The following is a 16,681-nucleotide window of genomic DNA, read 5'->3' on the forward strand; positions in this document are numbered from 1 at the left end:
ATTCCTCCGTCCTGCAATGGGCGTCACCGTTCCGTCCGCGGGGGCATTCATACACCCGATGCCGGTCAAACGACGTGGGCGGGTGCGAGGATGCAGGCGGTGTCGCTGCTGGTCTCCACCTGCAGGGTGGTGTGGCCGATGCCGAACCGTTCCTTGATGCCGACGGCCGTTTTCATGAGGAACTCGTCGTCGGGCCGGCCGCCAGGCATTAGGAGATGGGCGGTAAGGCATGTCTCCGTGGTGCTCATCGCCCAGATATGCAGGTCGTGGAGTGACGCGACCCCCGGAAGTCCTTCGAGGTGGCTGCGGACGGCGTCGGGGTCGATGCCCGGCGGGACGGCAGCGAGGGATAGCGTGAGGCTGTCGCGCAGGAGGCCCCAGGTGCTCCAGACGATAATGAAGACGATGGCGAGGCTGACGACGGGATCGAGCCAGGTCCATCCGGTGTAGAGGATCACGAGGCCGGCAATGACCACCCCGGCCGAGACGGCGGCGTCGGCGACCATGTGCAGGAACGCGCCCTTGATGTTGATGTCCCCCTTGGCACCAGAGGCGAACAGCCAGGCGGTGATGCCGTTCACCAGGATGCCGACCGCCGCGACGATCATCACGGTCTTGCCGGCGACCGGGGCGGGCTCGCCGAAGCGCTGGATCGCCTCCCAGGCGATGGCGCCAACGGCCACCAGCAGGAACACCGCGTTGAACAGGGCCGCCAGGATCGAGGAGCCCTTCATCCCGTAGGTGTACCGCGCGCTCGGGGCGCGCTTGGCCAGCACCGTCGCGATCCACGCCACGACGAGACCGAGCACGTCCGAGAGGTTGTGTCCGGCATCGGCCAGCAGGGCCATCGAGTTCGCCAGCACCCCATAAGTGGCCTCGATGGCGACGAAGCCCACATTGAGGGCGATGCCAATTGCGAACGCCTTCCCGAAGCTCGCCGGGGCGTGGGAATGCCCGGGATGGTCATGGGTCGCATGGGCCTCATGGTCATGCGACCCGTGGTCGTGACCGGCGTGTGCGTCGTTCGTCGTCATGGTCGTCCTGTAGCGGTCTTCGACATTCAACGGGTTTGACCGGGGCTCACTTGGCCGGTGCGGGGAGCGTCGCGACGGCGTCTCTCTGGTGCTCGGTCCAGGCCTGCTGAAGAATTTGGATTGAGGAAGTCACGAAGATCTCGGCCATCACCGCCGCCACGATCAGGTCGGGCCACGCCATGACGGCGCCCTTTAACCTTAGAGCCGCGACGACGATCATGAGTAAAGGTCCGCCCTCCGCTAGGTAGGCTTGCACTCGATATGCGCGCCGTGAATTTTGGGGAGGCTCCTACGTGGCGGGCAGGAGGCTCGTTTTTGGAACGTCGGTCGCATCGCCGCAGCCGGCAGTTGGTGATGATGGTGAAGGGGGACGGCGACCGAGGTCTGTAAGTCGTCTGGATGTGCCCGCACGAATGGCGGAAGGGTATGGTGCTGCATCCTCGGCGGGGGCGGTTAAGGGCCAGTTTTAAAGAGCCGTGTGCCCACACTATGGAATCGTCAGAACCGCCTGTCGACGCCAACATACACCCTTTATTGACGTCGGCGGCTGACCTGGGCGCATACTGATGTAGCCAGGGTCATCGATCTCAGCCGCTTGTTCTGCCAGATCGTCCCGAGCCTCTGTTTCTAGCAGCCGTCGATAAAATCAGATGTCACAGGGTTCAATCACTGGCTGGATGAAGCGCAAACCTGCGGTGTCTGCATGGCGGAGAGCGTCGCTGCCGGCATCACTTAGCACGGAGACGCCATTCTGTCCGCGCTGATACCGCTTTGGAGCAGCAGGCAGGTTAAAGGCACATCACCTTTCTCACCTGAAGGGATTCGAGATCAACCGCCCTACCGAGCAAGCCAACCGACACCGCCTATATCGAGTTGTTCAACGGCCGCCCACCGGGAGAATGTCTGAACGCCTAGTGGTTCCTGTCGTTGACGGATTAGCGCGAAAGCATCGACGAATGGTGGCGCCAATATAACAAAAATCAACCTCACACGACCTCAGATAGCTGAACGCCAAATAATTCGGTGTCAATCATTTACATCTCGATTAATTTTATCCAGATCAGAAGAGGAACAGAGCTAATCTAAAATTATGTCGGTCTATAGTTGCACTTTTTCCACCAGATTGAGACAAGCCGTTCTGGCCCTTGTTTGCCAACCTAACTACGTGCCCCCACCAGGACGCCGCCGCCTGCGACTAGATGACAAGGTTAGCACCTCATAAAGAAAACAATAGATTTTTACACGTTACCTGACATAAGCTCTTTAGATGCATCTGATACATAGGGCGAAGTTTCATCCAGGTCATGGAGGTGCCGGAAAAGCATAACTAGGCCCAAATTCGGGCCAGGAGGACCCCTGGGCATGGGAAGTGAGCCCGCACTGCAACGGCCGCGTGACCGCTTCACCGACGACCTGTTCAACCCCGATGGGCTAAGTTACGCCAATGTCGAAGAACAGATCATAGCGGAGAAAGAGGCAGCCCGGCAGGCCGCAAAGGCTAGGAAGCTTGAGCGTGCACGCGAAGTCTACGCGCGCAATCGTCTGATCCGCCTCGCGGCCGCGGCCAACTGATAAGAGCGAGCCCGGCAAGCTGTAAAGCTCGCCGGGCTTTTCCCATGCCCGCAGGGCGGCGGCATCGCCTGTCTTGTCACGACTTAGCGATCATCGACCGCTTCAACGGCCGGTTAATGAGCTGTCGGAATACTCCCCCCGGGGTCCCTCCTTGGGCGGCTTGCTCGATTCGTATTTCCTCGATGGGGTTCATGGGTAAGCAATGGGGTTGACGGACCTCCCATGGGAGCCCCCATGGATCAGGGCATCGATCCCAAATTTATTTGCATGCCCCGTAAAGGCCTCTGGATGACCACCAGGGCAGTCTGACCTGTGCAGGGTCACAGAGTGAAGGTCACCCGAAACTCATGGAGATCCCATGGGAGATAATGGGCTTCCCATGGGCACAACATGGGAGGGGGTAGGGTAAGTCTCGCGTTAACTTCAGGTGTTAAGGCTAGGCCCCTGAGAAGGCTGGCGGAATACTGACGCCGAGTGCACGTTTTGAGGGTGCGGGCTCGCAGAGGTGCCGGGCCGCGCACGGTCAAAACCATGCGGATACAATGCCTGCCCGAACCCTGGAACTGCCCCTTGAGGGGCACGACTTCCCCTTGGACTTCCATTGGAGGACCAAGCCCGCCTTCATCGCCGCCGCCGGCGTCAGCCTGATAGGCCACCCCCGGGCCCTGGAGGCCCGGAACTCCATCATGACCTCGCTCGTCCGCGCCGCCCTCGCTGGCCAGGGCGGATGGGTCTCCTACTCGCGGAGCAAGCGCTTCTACGCGCCGTTGGCCCGCTACGAGGGTACCGCCTACACGTACGACCGGGTCAAGGCGGCCGTGCAGGAACTCCTCGACCTCGGCCTGATCGAGGAGGAGCGCGCGCTCCCCGGTCCCGCCTCTCACGGCTGGCAGTCACGCATGCGGGCTACCGACCGGCTCATCGCCGCCTTCCACGACTGCCCCTTCGAGCATGTCGGGCCAAGGGAGGTCATCGAGCTTCGGGACGTCGACGGCGAGCGCATGGCGTACACGGACACGGACAACACCCGGCGCCTGCGCAAGGTCATGGAGGCCCGCAACGAGGCCGTCGGCGCCATCCGCATCGAGATGCCCGAGGGCGACGGATGGCTCCACACGCCGGGGCACGTCCTCGCCCGGTCCGAGAAGACCGGCGGCTGGGTTGGCCTCCGCCCGACGCCAGCCCCACGCATGGTTCGTATCTACGGCCGGGGCCGATGGGACATGCACGGGCGTCTGTATGGCTGGTGGCAGCAGCTGCCGGCGGCGCGCCGGATCGAGCTCCTCATCAACGGCGAGGTGGCGTTCGAGAGCGACTGGTCGGCCTGCCACCCGACGCTCCTCTACGCCATGGCGGGCAAGTTGCCGGTCGGCGAGATCTACGACGTGCACGGCTACCACCCGAGGCACGTCAAGGCCGCGCTCCTCACGGTCATGAACACTAGGACGACCTATGGCGGCGTCCTGTCCCTCATGAAGCGGGAGGAGGGCGATCCGGGCGAGTGGCCCCACTCCCTGGACTACACGAAGGGCCTCATGAAGGCCGTCATGCACCGCCACGAGCCCATCGCCCATCTCCTCGGGGCGGACATGGGCATCCGCCTCATGCACATCGAGAGCGAGATGTGCGTCGACGTCCTGAAGCGCTGCGAGCGGGAGAATGTCCCGGCCCTGCCGGTGCACGATTCCTTCGTGACGCAGGCCTCGAAGGACACCAAAGTGACCGGCATCATGGCCGAAATCATGGAGGCCAAGTGCGCCGAGATAAACCCCTGTCAGGCCACAAGAAAGAGAGGATTCACCCCACAGATGGGAGCGCTGGGTGCGTCGGTTGGTTCCGGTGGGTGCGTGGGTACTACCGCTTCTGCCTCTCTTGAGGTCGTCAGGACTGAGCCGGTCTCCGGTCCTGTCTCACCCGTGGCTTCTCCTGCCCCGCGGCCCTTGCGCTGGGACCCGGATGAGAGGCTTGAGGCGATGATCGCGTACCAGATCAAGACCGAGAGGATCTTGATGTCTGAGGAGCGGTGTGAGGGGATTTTCGAGACATGGGAGCGGCGAGAGGCTAACGCTCGTGCAATCGCGAAATCGGTATGTGCGTACGAGAACGAAGCCGGAATTCGTGCCTTCCCGACGCACATCGTCCCTGACCGTATCGGTCCCAAGACAGCCTCCCTCAAGCGGGGGCGTAGCCCGAGGAAAGCTTGTTCCACGGTCAGGGGCCGGAGGCCTCGGGGATGCCACAGTGAGGTCAGGGCGTAGCCTTCGGGATAGCCTCCGGGGATAGGGGCCGGAGGCCTCAGGATAGCCCCGCAGGGATGGGGCGTAGCCTTCGGGTCTCCCTATCCCTGAAAGGGGCCGGAGGCCTCAGGAGAGCCTTCCAGGGGCGTAGCCAAACGGGACAACATTTTCCTTCCGTGACCGTAGGTTAGGTCGCTTCGCCCCTTGTAGAATGCGCCCGAATTCGCTACCTTTCTCACTGTCTCCGCATGGGACAGGGCGTTGCACCTCAACGTACCGAAACCCCGTCCTCCGTACCCCGAAGGGCGGGGTTTCTCGTTGTGCCTTGCCAGGCTCCGGTTCACCATCTTCCCATGTCCGCCGGCATCCCCCTGACCCCATCTCTACCTGCCTCGAAGGCGTCCCGTCGCGATGCGGACCGGGCGAGGAAGCGTGCGGCGAGACAGGCCCTTCGCGAGGCTGGCGCGCCTGATCCTCGCCAGCTTGATGCCGCCATCGTCGACGCGCTCCGTGACGCGCTCCTTGCCTCTGCGAGCTCGCGTGGGACCCGACCGGGGGAGCCCCTGGTGGCCAGCGTCGTGGATGCCCGGGATGTCCTCCGCCTCGCCCTGCGTGGCCTTCGGGGACGCGAGAGCGGTGGCGTGCCCCTCCAGACCGAGGCCATACGAGCGGCTCTCGTAGCCCGTCTCGCGCCCCCTCTCGACGGGTCAGGGGCGTAGCCCACGGGCATCCCTATGCCGGTGGCAGGATGTGTACCCCCGTCCCTCACCCCTGCATGAAATCGTGCAGGGGCATCCCCGGTGTGGTCTCGATGCCCTGCGTTCCCGTAGGTCCCTGAACGCCCGGGATCGTCCGTTGCACGGGACGGGGGCAGGATCCCTCCCGTGCGCTGGTCCGCACTTCCTCGCCCTCCCTGACCCCTCCTAGGGGGGCGACGGGAGGGCATCCCCTTCCCGGAAAGCCGGTGACAAAGGGCGAGATAGGGGGGGGTGGAGTGGGTCCCTCCTGGGGCGTCCGAAAGCAGGAGTCGCGAAGGTGCGGCATCCGCCCGGGCACAGTGGAAATTTTTGGGTACGCACCCCGCGTACCGCCTGACGGATCAAGGGGATAGCGTGCGTACCGACGACCCTCTCGCGTACTCCGAGACCGCCCTCGTCGCGGTGCGCACCCTGCGTGCGTACTCCCGGAATTCGCGTACGCACGACGAGGCCCAGATCGGACAGATCCAGGCCCTGATCGAACAATTCGGTTTCCTCGTCCCTCTCATCGTCGACGAGCACGACACCATCATCGCGGGGCACGGCCGCCTTGAGGCCGCCAAGCGCCTCGGCATGGAGCAGGTCCCGGTCATCCGGCGTCCCGGCCTGAGCGATGCGGAGCGCGCGGCCCTCGTCCTCGCGGACAACAGGGTCGCCCTCAACTCGTCGTGGGACGAGACCATGCTGGCCAAGGAGGTCGCATTCATCCAGGAGGCCATCGACGCCGGCGAGTTCGATTTCGACCTGGGGGATGCCGGGTTCGGTGAGGTCGAGCTCAAGGATCTCGCGGAGGTCCTGGCGCCCGAGCCCGAGGAGGAGCCGCCGCGGGAGTTGACCGTCACCGAGGAGCCCGCGGTCTGCAGGGCCGGTGACCGGTGGATGCTCGGGCCCCACACCTTCACCGTGGCCGGTGCCTCCCTGAACGACCTCAGAGCGGCCGACATCCTCATCATCGCATGGGAGCGTCAGAACAAGGGCGAGGCCGTCATGGCCGGCGGGGGCATGACGTTCCGGGCCAAGGCCGAGAGCCTCGGGATCGAGTTCAAGCGGCAGGACACCAAGGCCACGAAGGCCAGGCACAAGGCTGACTGATGGCCGGGGTCTCGGGACGTGCGCTGGCCAAGCTCCTTGGGATCTCCGAGGGGGCGGTCCGGAAGATCAGGGACACCCGCCTCGCCGGTGCCAAGCTGCCTGGGGGGCTGTTCGACCCCGAGCGGGCGAGGGCCCTGTATGCGTCGAATGTCGACAAGGCCATGCAGCGGGAGCGGCCCTCCACTAATACGGCCGTGTCGAGCCCTGCGCCTGCCGCAGGACCCGCGGCTGTCATGGGACGCCCCGAGGTCGCCGGTCCCGACGTCAACAAGGCGCGCGCCGCATGGACCATGGAGAAGGCCCGCCGCGAGCAGATCAAACGGAAGGTCGACGAGAAGTCGGTGATCGAGCGTGCCCCGGCCGTCACCCTGGTGCAGGCCCTGGCCCGCGAGTTCCGTGAGGGCCTGTTCCGTTTCCCGGACAAGCACGCGGCCACGATGGCGGCCGAGCTCGGGGTGGACGAGCATGCCCTCTACGAGTGCCTCCAGAAGCATTTCCGGGCGTATCTGGAGAAGGACATCGCGCGCGTGAAGGCCGAGGTCCTCGGGTGAACGCCGTCTCGCCCTTGGCGACCTTCGACGGCGCCGAGGCCATCATCGAGGGCTGGTGCGAGGGCCTGATGCCCGACCCTCCGACGCCCGTCGACGAGTGGTCCGACAGCAACATCATCCTGCCGGCCATCGGTGCCGCTGAGGCCGGCGACTACTCGACCGCCCGGACGCCGTACCTGCGCGAGATCCTCACGAACCTCTCGCCCATGTCCCCGGTCGTGACGACTATCCTGATGAAGGGGGCACAGCTGGGCGCCTCCCAGGCGGGTCTGAACTGGCTCGGATACATCATCGCCGTTGCCGGGGGCCCCGCCATCGTGGTCTGCCCGACCGTGGCGATGGCCGAGCTCTACTCGAAGCAGCGCCTTGGTCCGATGATCGAGGCCTGCAAGGCGCTGCGGGCCAAGATCCCCCCAAACCGGGGCAAGGCCTCGGGCAACACGCTCCTGATCAAGACCTTCCCCGGGGGCATGATCCGCCTCACCGGCGGGAACTCGGCGGCCGCCCTCAAATCGATGCCGGCGAAATGGCGCCTCTACGAGGAGCCCGACGAGTACCCGAAGGACCTGGAGGGGCAGGGCAACGCCGTTGACCTGGTGCGCGTCCGCGGCCGCACCTTCGGGCGCCGGGCCAAGGAGTTCCTGAACTGCACCCCGAACATGGCGTCCGACAGCGTCATCTGGGCGATGTACCTCAAAGGGGACCAGCGGGAATACCGCATGCCGTGCCCCCACAACTGCGGCCACAGGACGGTCTTCAATCGCGAGAACTTCCGGTTCGAGAAGGGGCAACCCCAGACGGCCCACATGGTCTGCGAGAACCCCGAGTGCGGCGGCCGCATCGACGAGGCCCGGCACAAGGAGGCGATGCTGGACGAGGGCGTGTGGATCCCCAGGATCGCCAACGCGCCGGCCCACATGCCCCGGTCCTATTACCTCCCCTCCTTCTACAGCCCCGTCGGGTGGCAGTCCTGGGCAGACATCGCCACGGAGACCGAGAACGCCGAGGGCAACTACTCAAAAACCAAAACCCTCTGGAACACCACCTACGGCCTGCCCTGGAACGACGTCACCGACACGCCTTCGTACGAGGCGATCTGGGCCCGTCGCTCCACCACCTACGTCTCGCGTCAGATCCCGGCGGAGGCCCTGTTCCTGACCGCCGGCGTCGACGTCGGCCTCGACCACCTGGAGGTCGGGGTGTGGGCCTACGGGAGGAAGGGAAAGCGTTGGCTCGTCGAGCACGTGCGCCTTCGTGGCGCCCTCCGGGATCCGGAGCATTGGGCCCGCCTGAAGGCCTTCCTCCAGCGTCGTTACGTCCATCCCTGCGGTGCGATCATGCCCATCCGACGGGTCGCGGTCGACCGCGGCAGGTGGCCGGATGTCGTGATGCCGTGGGTCCAGAAGCAGGACCCGGACTGGATCGTGGCCATCCGCGGCAACGAGAAAATCGACGCCCAGATCCTCAAAGAGAGCAAGTGGAGATTCAAGTCGGAGGACGGCCATTCGTGGTCCTCCGACGAGGGCGTCCTGTACTGGACCCTGGGCGTCGGCCTCCTGAAATTGGAGCTCATGGGGCAACTCAACCTGCCCCGTCCCGCACCGGGCGAGGAGACGCCCCCGGGCTGGGTCGACCTCCCGATGGACGTGGAGTTGGGGTGGTGCGAGCAGTTGGTGTCCGAGGAGTACGTCACCGTCAAATCGAAGACGGGGCGCCCCAAGGCCACCTGGCGGTCCATAGGTGGGCTACGCCACGAGGCTCTCGACTGCGCTAACTACGGCCGTGCCATGGCCGAGCTCATCGGTTGGTCGACGTGGTCCGAGGTGGAGTTCTCCCGCGAGGAGCGTGCCCTGGAGAAGGCGGCCGGGGAGATGCGCCTGCTCATGGAGAAGGTGAGCCGTGAGCGCCGGGCCGCGGGGGATCCCCGTAGGGTCACGGAGGAAAGCGTCATGGGCAATATCGTACGACCCGTCGTCTGGGGTGGCGAGGAGGAGGCCGAGCCGCAGGGCGGCGATACGGCCGTCATCCCGCGCCTCAAAGAGGAGTCTGTGGCGCCTCCCATCCTGGGCAAGATGACCAACACACCCTGGGCGATCAGGGAGGGCATGCTCGACACCATGGTCGGCATCGCCAACCGGGACGGCCTCCGGGCGGTAAGCGACGAGATGGTCCGGGAGGAGCCCGAGATCTGCCAGATGGTCGTGCGCGACGGCGTGGCGGTCATCCCGGTCATCGGTCCGTCGTTCCGGTACGCGTCGTGGATCCACGACGCATGCGGCGCCACGAGCTACGACGCCATCGCCCGTGACCTGAATCTGGCGCTCGAAGACCCGGCCGTGAAGGCCATCCTGTTCGAGTTCGACAGCCCCGGCGGCGAGGTCACCGGGTGCAATGCCACGGCCGCCAAGATCCGGGCCGCCCGGGGCCGCAAGCCCATCGTGGCCTGGGTCGAGGGCGATGCCTGCAGCGCGGCCTACTGGCTCGCCAGCGCGTGCGATCACGTGGTCATCGATGAGTGCGCCCAGCTGGGGTCCATCGGTGTCGTGGGCATCTTCAACGACACCCGCGGCATGGACGAGAAGCTCGGCATCAAGCGCTACGAGATCGTCTCCAGCCAGTCCCCCGGCAAGCGCCCGGACCCCGCCACGGACGAGGGCAGGGCGGCCATCCAGGTGGTCATCGACGACCTGGCATCGGTGTTCGTGGACGCCGTCGCGATCAACAGGGGGGTGAGCCCCGAGGACGTCGTCGCGCGGTTCGGCGGGGGCGGTTGCTTCGTGGGCCAGAAGGCGATCGACGCGGGCCTCGCCGACGAGATCGGCACCTTCGACGAGGTCCTGGCCGAGCTCGCCGGGGTCGACGCAGAATGCCTACCTCTTCGTCGCGACCCGTGATGAGGGGGGGACCTGGTTCTCGACGTCGGTCAACAACGGAGCCGGGACCGGCCCCCCGATCAACATTCAGATGACCACCTGGGCGGGGATGCACCCCATGTTCCCGACCTAGCTCCCCAGGCCATCGAGGCGCCGCGAGACGATCCCCGGTGCCCCTGACAGGGCCTCCTCGACGAGGTCGTAGAACGGTAACCGCGGCTTGTACCTGGCCTCCTCGATGATCAGGGCTAGGATCTGGGTCTTGCCGTTGCGCCTCCGGATGAGGACCGGGGGCTTGTCCGGCCTGAGCTTCACCCACCGCACGCCGGGCTGCTGCATGACGCGCTGGACGTATCCGCGGGACATGTTTCCGTACGCATTCCGGGGAGAGTCTTTCCCGGGGATCAACGGTCCGAGCTTGGTCGTCGCGTAATCGCCCGCCTTCCGGACCCCACCGAAGATCTCCAAGGCAAGGTAGCGCGCCTGGAGCGGGAGGACGTCCACCTCGGCCTCGACGTCCCGGGTGCCGGGCCGGGCCTTCTTCACCCCGATCGCTTTCATCGTGAACGGCGTGGGTCGGTCGAGGTGGACGGGGAGTGCTTCGGTCACGTGAAGCCGCGCGGCTTCTGCGATCGAGTTCACGCTGTCCACGAGCGCCGCTCGGATGTCCGCCGGACCGAGTTCGTCGCGTTCTGGGGGGTCGGTTTTGATGGTTACCTGCAGCATGCCGGCATCGTCCGACCCTGCCGTGAAACCGACGAGCCCGCCCTGAAACCCGTCGCCCGTGTCCCCTTGGATTTTCGATGCTCTTCATAGGAGTAACGGGGAGGTGCGCCACCTATTGCTTGAGCAATCCTCGGACACGTCCTCCGCAATCAGAGCCCAGGGAAACAGTAACCCTGCCTCCGAGATCGTCTTGCAAGGGCCGCTTGGAGCTGAATCTATGAGTGCCTGGACGCAGGGAGATCGACGATGAGCAGGCAGACCGAAACCCTTCATCACGGCATGCATAGCGGTATGCTGGCTGTCGGTGTCGCCCTGGTCGCCGGCCAGCGTGCGCGTCGTGAAGCACAGGCCTGGGCGCAGGCAGATGCGGATGCCGAGAGCGCGGTCCACCGCCTGGGCCAGGCTCTCCTCGCATCCCGCCGCCGGGAAGCCGAGCTCGCACGTGATCTCGCTGCGGCTCAGGCAGAAATCCGGGCGCTGCGTCTCGCCCGCCGTCAGTGAGAAATCGCGCCTGAGGGGGTTGTGCCTTTCCCCTACGGTCCAGATTCGGTCCGCAAATGGCCCATTTGCGGACCACGAAAAAAGGGCCCGCCGGATGACCGGCGGGCCCTTTCGCATTCGGGGGGAGTGGGGCTTAGGCGACCTTGCGGCGGCGGTTGCGCTCAAGGGTCAGGTTCACGAGCTCGGCGATGGCGACGTCTTCCGGGTCGTCCGAGAGCGGACGCGTCCACGTCCAAAATGTGGATGTGTCCGCAACGGGTGCGGATGTGTCCGCATTTGCGGTCGGGACGACCTCACGGGGAGCGGCCGGGGTGAGCGACGGCAGGCCCTCGATCAGGTTGCCCCCGACGTGTGCCTCGGCTTCATGCGGGAGGGCGGCAGCCAGCGTTACGAGCTCGCTGTGGGACAGGCCCCGGGCCCAGGCCAGGACTGGCTCGGGTAGGCCAGACACGTCCGCAGCGGGCCCCCCAGCGACGAGGTGCCGGGCGTACGACACAAGGGGCACGCCAACCTGATGGCGGGGGGCAGGGCCCCATGCCGGGGACGGGGCAACCGCCGGGGCAGGGGCATCGAGGTACGCCGCGGCCGCGTCCGTAGCGGGCAGGACTGGGGTCGTGACCCCAGTCGCAGACTTGACCGCACGGAGGATCCAGCGGCCCCCCTCCCAGACGAACGCAAGAACGGTGGCAACGGCGGCGGCGGCGAGAGCGAAAACGCGAGCGATGAAATTCATGGGCGGTGGTCCTGTGCTGTGGTGACGTTTCGATTGTCCGGTCGCTCTCGCAATCGACAAATCAGGCCGCGGCGAAGATGCTCTCGACGACCGCCCGGGGCAGTTGCTTGTGGTGCACGCGGAGCAGCCTGAGCGCGTGACTCGCCTGGGCGACGTCGAGCTCCGGCAGCGCGTCGAGGACATGCCCGTCGATAGTCGCGCTCTTACTCCAGCCACGGCCGTTTTCGAGCGTCGCCCAGTCCGCGTCCTCCGCCGTGATCAGGCGAACAGCTTCGAGAGCCAGGGACCTCACGTTGGGGCGCTCGGCCAGGGCCCGCTCCCCCTCGTGCATGACAGCCAGCTTGACCTCAGACCGCGCCACGTTTTTGCCAGCCCTCTCGACGAGGGACAGCAGCCGCATCGCATCCGCAACATCGAGGTCCGGACGCTGGAGGAGGCCCTGAGCCTCATCGGCGTCGACCCGGCGGGCCCAAGACCACCTGCGATCTTTTAGGGACCGCGTCGCCTCCTCGCGGGCCCTTGCAACGAGATCGGCGATCCTCTGCACCTCCGCGGCCGCCGCCGCTTCCTCCTTCGCCTGCCGGGCCGCGGCCGCTGCCGCCCGCTCCACCTCTCGGGCAGCGACCCGCCCCGGGATGCTGTCGATAGCTGTCTGGACGGCGTCCAGGTCGTGATCGGGCGCCTGCCAGAACAAGACGTTCTCGCTTTCGCGTGTGAGACCCAGGTCCCAAAAACAGACGACCTCCGCGTCGATAGCCTGATCGAACGCCGGCGTCCGGACGGCGCGGCTCAGGTACCGCGGGCCGTGCCGCGTGTGGAGCAGCTCTCCCATCTGCCACTGGAGCCCAAGCCACGCTGGCGGCTGGACGTAAGGGGGGAGCGGAGGCGTGTAGCGGGCCATTTGCGAATCCTCGAATCTGCGGATCTGAGTAATGTAGCAATCGTATTTCGGATCGCAACAGAAACCGTCGAGGCTCTTTCGACAACACCGCACGACGATTTCGACAACGATTTGAACAACACGGCGTTGTCGAAACTGTTGTTCAAATGTAATAAAGCCTAAAGCTATCGCGCAGGTTGTATAACATTGAAGGCATAATTTTGGAGACCCTGGAAATTCTCGTAGGGGTTGCGATATAATATTCTCGGCAGATTCGCGGAGGACGCAATGGATGGTCGAGTTGACGGAGACGGAAGTGCGCATGCTGCTCCGCGGGGCATGCCGCCGGGCCGGATCTCAGGACGCATGGGCACGCCAGGCGGGTCTCTCGCCCCAGCACGTGTCGGACGTGCTCCTGGGAAGGCGGGGGCCGGCCGGTCAGGTCTTGAGGGCGCTCGGACTGGCGCGCAGGGTGAGGTACGTCCAGACCGCCGCCGGGGACCCAAGCGCTACTGCAGGCTCTCCCGAGCCCGGTGCGAGGAGTACCTCAGCGCCGGCATGACCTACCGCGATATCGCCGCGCGCGAGGGCTGGGATGAGAAGACGATTGCGGTGCACTGCAGGGGGCTCGGGCTCACATCCCAGCCACGCCAGCCAGTTGTCACGCTCTTAGACGTCGAGAGCGCGCGTGAGGGACGGGAGACTGTCCGAGAAGTCGCGGACCGCCTGGGCGTCACGATCCAGGCGGTTCACCTGTGCGCGTACCGCCATGGCACTCGCATCGCCAGGCGTCCCTCGCGTCTCGACCACGAGACAATGAGAAGGGTAGTCCTCGCGCACGCCCCGCTCTCGCAAGCCGCCCTCGAACTGGGGGTCACTCCCGAGACGCTTTACCGCCGCGCCGGGCAGCTAGGCCTGCCGGGTGACCGCCGCGGCCGCACGCTGCTCCGCCGCCGGGAAGGTGTGGTCTGATGTGCGATCTCATCACCGATCTTCAGAGCCTCAGCATCGCCCAAGTCCGGGCACGCCTGACGCAGGCACGGGCCGCCGCGCGGGCCCTGATCGACGACCCAGAGATCCCGGCGATCCGTCGCGACCGTCTCGCGTTCGCGCTGGACGAGATGGACGCCCGGCTGCTCGATTTCGCGAAAAACTCGTTGTTTCACCTCGCCGGCGAGATCGAGGCCGCGGGCGAGCCCGTCGAGGAACGCGTGGACCTGGACGCAAACAGGTCACCCGAGGAACGTGCGGCGGTCGTGGGGATCCTCGACGAGCTCCTTGCCGATGACGGTCCGTCCCCCGATCCGGTCGCGTCCGAAATGCCTCGCCCGCTCCCGCCGCCGCCGCTCCCGCCGGGAGCCCGGGGCGCACCCACCAGAATCTAGACACCGCATTTCGAAGCCTGGGCGCCCGGCTAGGGGCGCATTTCCCGCAGCCCTTTCACCGACAGGACCACGCATCATGCGTATCAAGACCTTCGACCACCGGCCCGTGCAGGCCATCATTCGCGGCTCGCTCGACCGCTGCTTCGACAACCGCTCGAACGAGTACCGGGCCGCCGTCATCATGGAAGGCTTGTTTGAAGCCGGCTTCGAGATCGTCCCGAAAGCCAGGCCTGCGGCCGCTGCGGTCAATTCTCTTGAGACGATGCCCGTGAAGGTGGTCGTATTCGAAGAGCCCGACGACGTCTCTGAGGGCCCAACCGTCGCCCCCAAGGACGTCCACACCCTGCCGAGCGGCCGCAGGTCCTCTGTCATGACGCTTAACGAGAAGCGCATCCTCCAGGCCATTGCCCAGCGTTCGTGGCATATGCTTTCGAGCCGCGAGTTCGACACTTACAAGCGGTACCTCGATGACTGGTCGGAGGGCGAAGCCTCAGGTCCCCGCAGCGGCTACCACGAGGCGCTCGCCTTGATCCGAGGCGAGGAGACGTCCGCAGTTGCCGTAGCTGCGGCCCTGGGGGGTGACGGGCGCACCGGCGAGGAGGGGGACGTCTGGGCACTCTACGATGCCCGTCACCGCACCCGGGCACGCTACGATTACAAGGTCGACCCAGACCTGCAGCAGCCGGTCAACGCCGCCCAGGGTTAGACATCTATGACCCTGGGCGCTCAAATGCGAGCGCCCAGGGAACCGCCTTGGTTCAGAGCTTTATCGTAAAACCGGCTTGCTCTGAAGCGGAACGCAAACGCACATGCCCAAGACTAATATGTATCCGTATGTTTACGATCCGAGTTACACAAAGTACCTTACCAGATATTGGACGCCACCAAGGGTTCAGAAGAAAGCGGAGTGGCAAAACGCTTGCCGAAACGCGTTCTCGGGCCTCGATATCGCGGACCGCGAGTTCGTTCGTGCATCTGCTTTTATACTATCTGTTAAAGACGATTCTTGGACCAAGGGTCGCCTGAAACATCGATTCAATCGTCTGCGAGTACGTATAAATAACCTGAAAAGCGATTTTGTACGTTTGTATCCTATGACATCCTACCATGGTATAGAGAACTGTCCATGGCGGGAGCGGCATTCACTGACACGCCCGCTGGAAGGGCCGGACCGGCGTCTGAATTTGATCTGCAGGCTCGCACTCCCCGGACTGTCACGATGGCTTGGCCGGCCGCTGCGGTACGTCATAAACAGCAGCAGGCATCACACGCCCGGCGACGCGTGCGTGTGGCCCGACATCATTTGTATTGTCCCGGGCCCAGGCTTTCTCACGGTCATTGTCCGCCGGGGCCTGCATCACCCCCCGCCGTCGAGCGCGATTTACCCAATGTCGGCCGTCGGTCCCCAGGAGGGCAGTGACGGCGTATGGCTCGCAAGGGGTTCGTGGATCACGAAGGGCCATCGCGACCGGCCACCGACGGAGGGCTGGATTGCTTGGTCGTACGTGCCCGGTCCGAGCGGTGAAATCGAATTTCTCGTGCAGGGCGGCAGTGCGAAAGTTGCACTGCGTCGATTTTGGGCGATCTACGATGCGACGGTGGTCGTGCCCACCTGGCATGGCAAGACACCAGCGGACAGGCACCTGGCCTGGCTCCCTCCTGAGCCAGCCCCCCTCGACCTGACCGCCGAGGACGAGGAGGCCCTGGAGGGGCTGGAGGGCATCTGTGTGTAGCTGTCACCGTGTGAGGACGCGCTCCTCCGGCTGCGTGTCACTCGCCGACATGCGTTCGAGGATCTGATCGAGGGTCACCGGCCGGTACGACCACACGTCCACGCCGACGTCCTGCGATTGCGTCGTGCCGGGCAGGAGCCCGTGCGTGTGCCCAAAGAGATGGAGGCTCCCCTTGAAGGCACGCGGCCACGAACGCATGGGGTAGTGGCAGAGCACGAGATGGCGGCCCTCGACCGAGACCTCGCGGATCCCGTCGTGTTGCTCGGCCCAAGGCAGGCGGCGGTTCTTTCTGTCGTGATTGCCCGAAACGAGGATCTTGCGACCGTTCAATCGACGGAAAATCTTCGCTGCATACTCGGGCGTGGAGAGCGCGAAATCGCCGAGGTGGTAGACCGTGTCGCCCGGCTGGACGGTTGCGTTCCAGGCCTCCACGAGCATCGCGTCGTGCTCGTCAATGCCAGCGAACCCAGGCCTCAACCCGTGCAAGATGCCTGCGTGTCCGAAGTGATTGTCGGCTGTGAATAGCGTGGCCATGGCGGCCTCCATTTTTTGGAGGCCGCGCACGCGTGCGTCAGGTCCTCCTCAGGTGTCGGGATGGGCGGCGGT

At 65.2% G+C, this 16,681-nt stretch carries 17 protein-coding genes; 11 read left to right on the forward strand and 6 right to left on the reverse strand.

Annotation, left to right across the window (positions count from 1 at the left end):
- Positions 1-65: 65 nt before the first annotated feature.
- Positions 66-1,034 (reverse strand): cation diffusion facilitator family transporter, encoded by a 969-nt coding sequence (locus tag ASF32_RS20795; protein ID WP_018044279.1) that lies wholly within the window; start codon positions 1,032-1,034, stop codon positions 66-68.
- Between the two features lie 46 nt (positions 1,035-1,080).
- Positions 1,081-1,254 (reverse strand): hypothetical protein, encoded by a 174-nt coding sequence (locus ASF32_RS26065; RefSeq protein ID WP_018044278.1) that lies wholly within the window; start codon positions 1,252-1,254, stop codon positions 1,081-1,083.
- Positions 1,255-2,396: 1,142 nt separating this feature from the next.
- Here ASF32_RS26065 and ASF32_RS20800 point away from each other — a divergent pair.
- The 6 genes from ASF32_RS20800 (at position 2,397) to ASF32_RS20825 (ending at position 10,138) form a co-directional block, all read left to right on the forward strand.
- A complete protein-coding gene (locus tag ASF32_RS20800) occupies positions 2,397-2,606 on the forward strand; it encodes a hypothetical protein (protein ID WP_056432948.1) in 210 nt (69 codons plus the stop codon).
- Positions 2,607-3,148: 542 nt separating this feature from the next.
- Positions 3,149-4,864, forward strand: coding sequence for a hypothetical protein (locus tag ASF32_RS20805; protein WP_056432951.1), 1,716 nt, complete (start codon positions 3,149-3,151; stop codon positions 4,862-4,864).
- Between the two features lie 332 nt (positions 4,865-5,196).
- On the forward strand, positions 5,197-5,562 hold the full coding sequence (locus ASF32_RS20810) for a hypothetical protein (RefSeq protein WP_056432953.1): 366 nt from the start codon (positions 5,197-5,199) through the stop codon (positions 5,560-5,562).
- Positions 5,563-5,955: 393 nt separating this feature from the next.
- Positions 5,956-6,693: a ParB/Srx family N-terminal domain-containing protein gene (locus ASF32_RS20815; RefSeq protein ID WP_056432956.1), complete on the forward strand. Its 738-nt coding sequence runs from the start codon at positions 5,956-5,958 to the stop codon at positions 6,691-6,693.
- On the forward strand, positions 6,693-7,244 hold the full coding sequence (locus tag ASF32_RS26070; RefSeq protein ID WP_056432959.1) for a hypothetical protein: 552 nt from the start codon (positions 6,693-6,695) through the stop codon (positions 7,242-7,244). The genes ASF32_RS20815 and ASF32_RS26070 overlap by 1 nt, the downstream gene beginning before the upstream one ends.
- On the forward strand, positions 7,241-10,138 hold the full coding sequence (locus ASF32_RS20825) for a terminase gpA endonuclease subunit (RefSeq protein ID WP_056432962.1): 2,898 nt from the start codon (positions 7,241-7,243) through the stop codon (positions 10,136-10,138). Before ASF32_RS26070 ends, ASF32_RS20825 begins: the two co-directional genes overlap by 4 nt.
- A 108-nt stretch (positions 10,139-10,246) precedes the next feature.
- On the opposite strand, the gene ASF32_RS20830 is transcribed toward ASF32_RS20825, so the two are convergent.
- Positions 10,247-10,843 carry a hypothetical protein gene (locus ASF32_RS20830; RefSeq protein ID WP_056432965.1) on the reverse strand — a complete coding sequence of 199 codons (597 nt, stop codon included), beginning with the start codon at positions 10,841-10,843 and terminating at the stop codon, positions 10,247-10,249.
- Positions 10,844-11,089: 246 nt separating this feature from the next.
- On the opposite strand from ASF32_RS20830, the gene ASF32_RS20835 reads away from it, so the two are divergent.
- Entirely contained in the window at positions 11,090-11,344 is a 255-nt protein-coding gene (locus ASF32_RS20835; protein ID WP_056432968.1) for a hypothetical protein, read from the forward strand.
- A gap of 133 nt (positions 11,345-11,477) precedes the next feature.
- Here the strand turns inward: ASF32_RS20835 and ASF32_RS26710 are convergent, their stop codons facing one another.
- A complete protein-coding gene (locus ASF32_RS26710) occupies positions 11,478-11,795 on the reverse strand; it encodes a hypothetical protein (RefSeq protein ID WP_244483684.1) in 318 nt (105 codons plus the stop codon).
- 343 nt (positions 11,796-12,138) lie between these two features.
- Positions 12,139-12,978: a hypothetical protein gene (locus tag ASF32_RS20845; RefSeq protein ID WP_056432974.1), complete on the reverse strand. Its 840-nt coding sequence runs from the start codon at positions 12,976-12,978 to the stop codon at positions 12,139-12,141.
- A 537-nt stretch (positions 12,979-13,515) separates the two neighbouring features.
- Between ASF32_RS20845 and ASF32_RS20855 the strand changes: the two genes are divergently transcribed.
- The 4 genes from ASF32_RS20855 to ASF32_RS20870 all read left to right on the forward strand — a co-directional run bounded on the left by ASF32_RS20855 (position 13,516) and on the right by ASF32_RS20870 (position 16,075).
- Positions 13,516-13,929 carry a hypothetical protein gene (locus tag ASF32_RS20855; RefSeq protein WP_056432977.1) on the forward strand — a complete coding sequence of 138 codons (414 nt, stop codon included), beginning with the start codon at positions 13,516-13,518 and terminating at the stop codon, positions 13,927-13,929.
- On the forward strand, positions 13,929-14,342 hold the full coding sequence (locus tag ASF32_RS20860; protein WP_056432980.1) for a hypothetical protein: 414 nt from the start codon (positions 13,929-13,931) through the stop codon (positions 14,340-14,342). The genes ASF32_RS20855 and ASF32_RS20860 overlap by 1 nt, the downstream gene beginning before the upstream one ends.
- 76 nt (positions 14,343-14,418) lie before the next feature.
- Positions 14,419-15,048, forward strand: a complete 630-nt coding sequence (locus ASF32_RS20865) for a hypothetical protein (protein WP_056432983.1) — start codon at positions 14,419-14,421, stop codon at positions 15,046-15,048.
- Between the two features lie 682 nt (positions 15,049-15,730).
- Positions 15,731-16,075, forward strand: a complete 345-nt coding sequence (locus tag ASF32_RS20870) for a hypothetical protein (RefSeq protein WP_244483685.1) — start codon at positions 15,731-15,733, stop codon at positions 16,073-16,075.
- Between the two features lie 3 nt (positions 16,076-16,078).
- Here the strand turns inward: ASF32_RS20870 and ASF32_RS20875 are convergent, their stop codons facing one another.
- The gene (locus tag ASF32_RS20875; protein ID WP_056432986.1) at positions 16,079-16,621 is read right to left on the reverse strand and encodes a metallophosphoesterase family protein; all 543 of its coding nucleotides are present in this window, start codon (positions 16,619-16,621) and stop codon (positions 16,079-16,081) included.
- Positions 16,622-16,681 lie beyond the last annotated feature (60 nt).

The sequence above is a fragment of the Methylobacterium sp. Leaf91 genome (assembly GCF_001422815.1).
Lineage (GTDB): Bacteria > Pseudomonadota > Alphaproteobacteria > Rhizobiales > Beijerinckiaceae > Methylobacterium.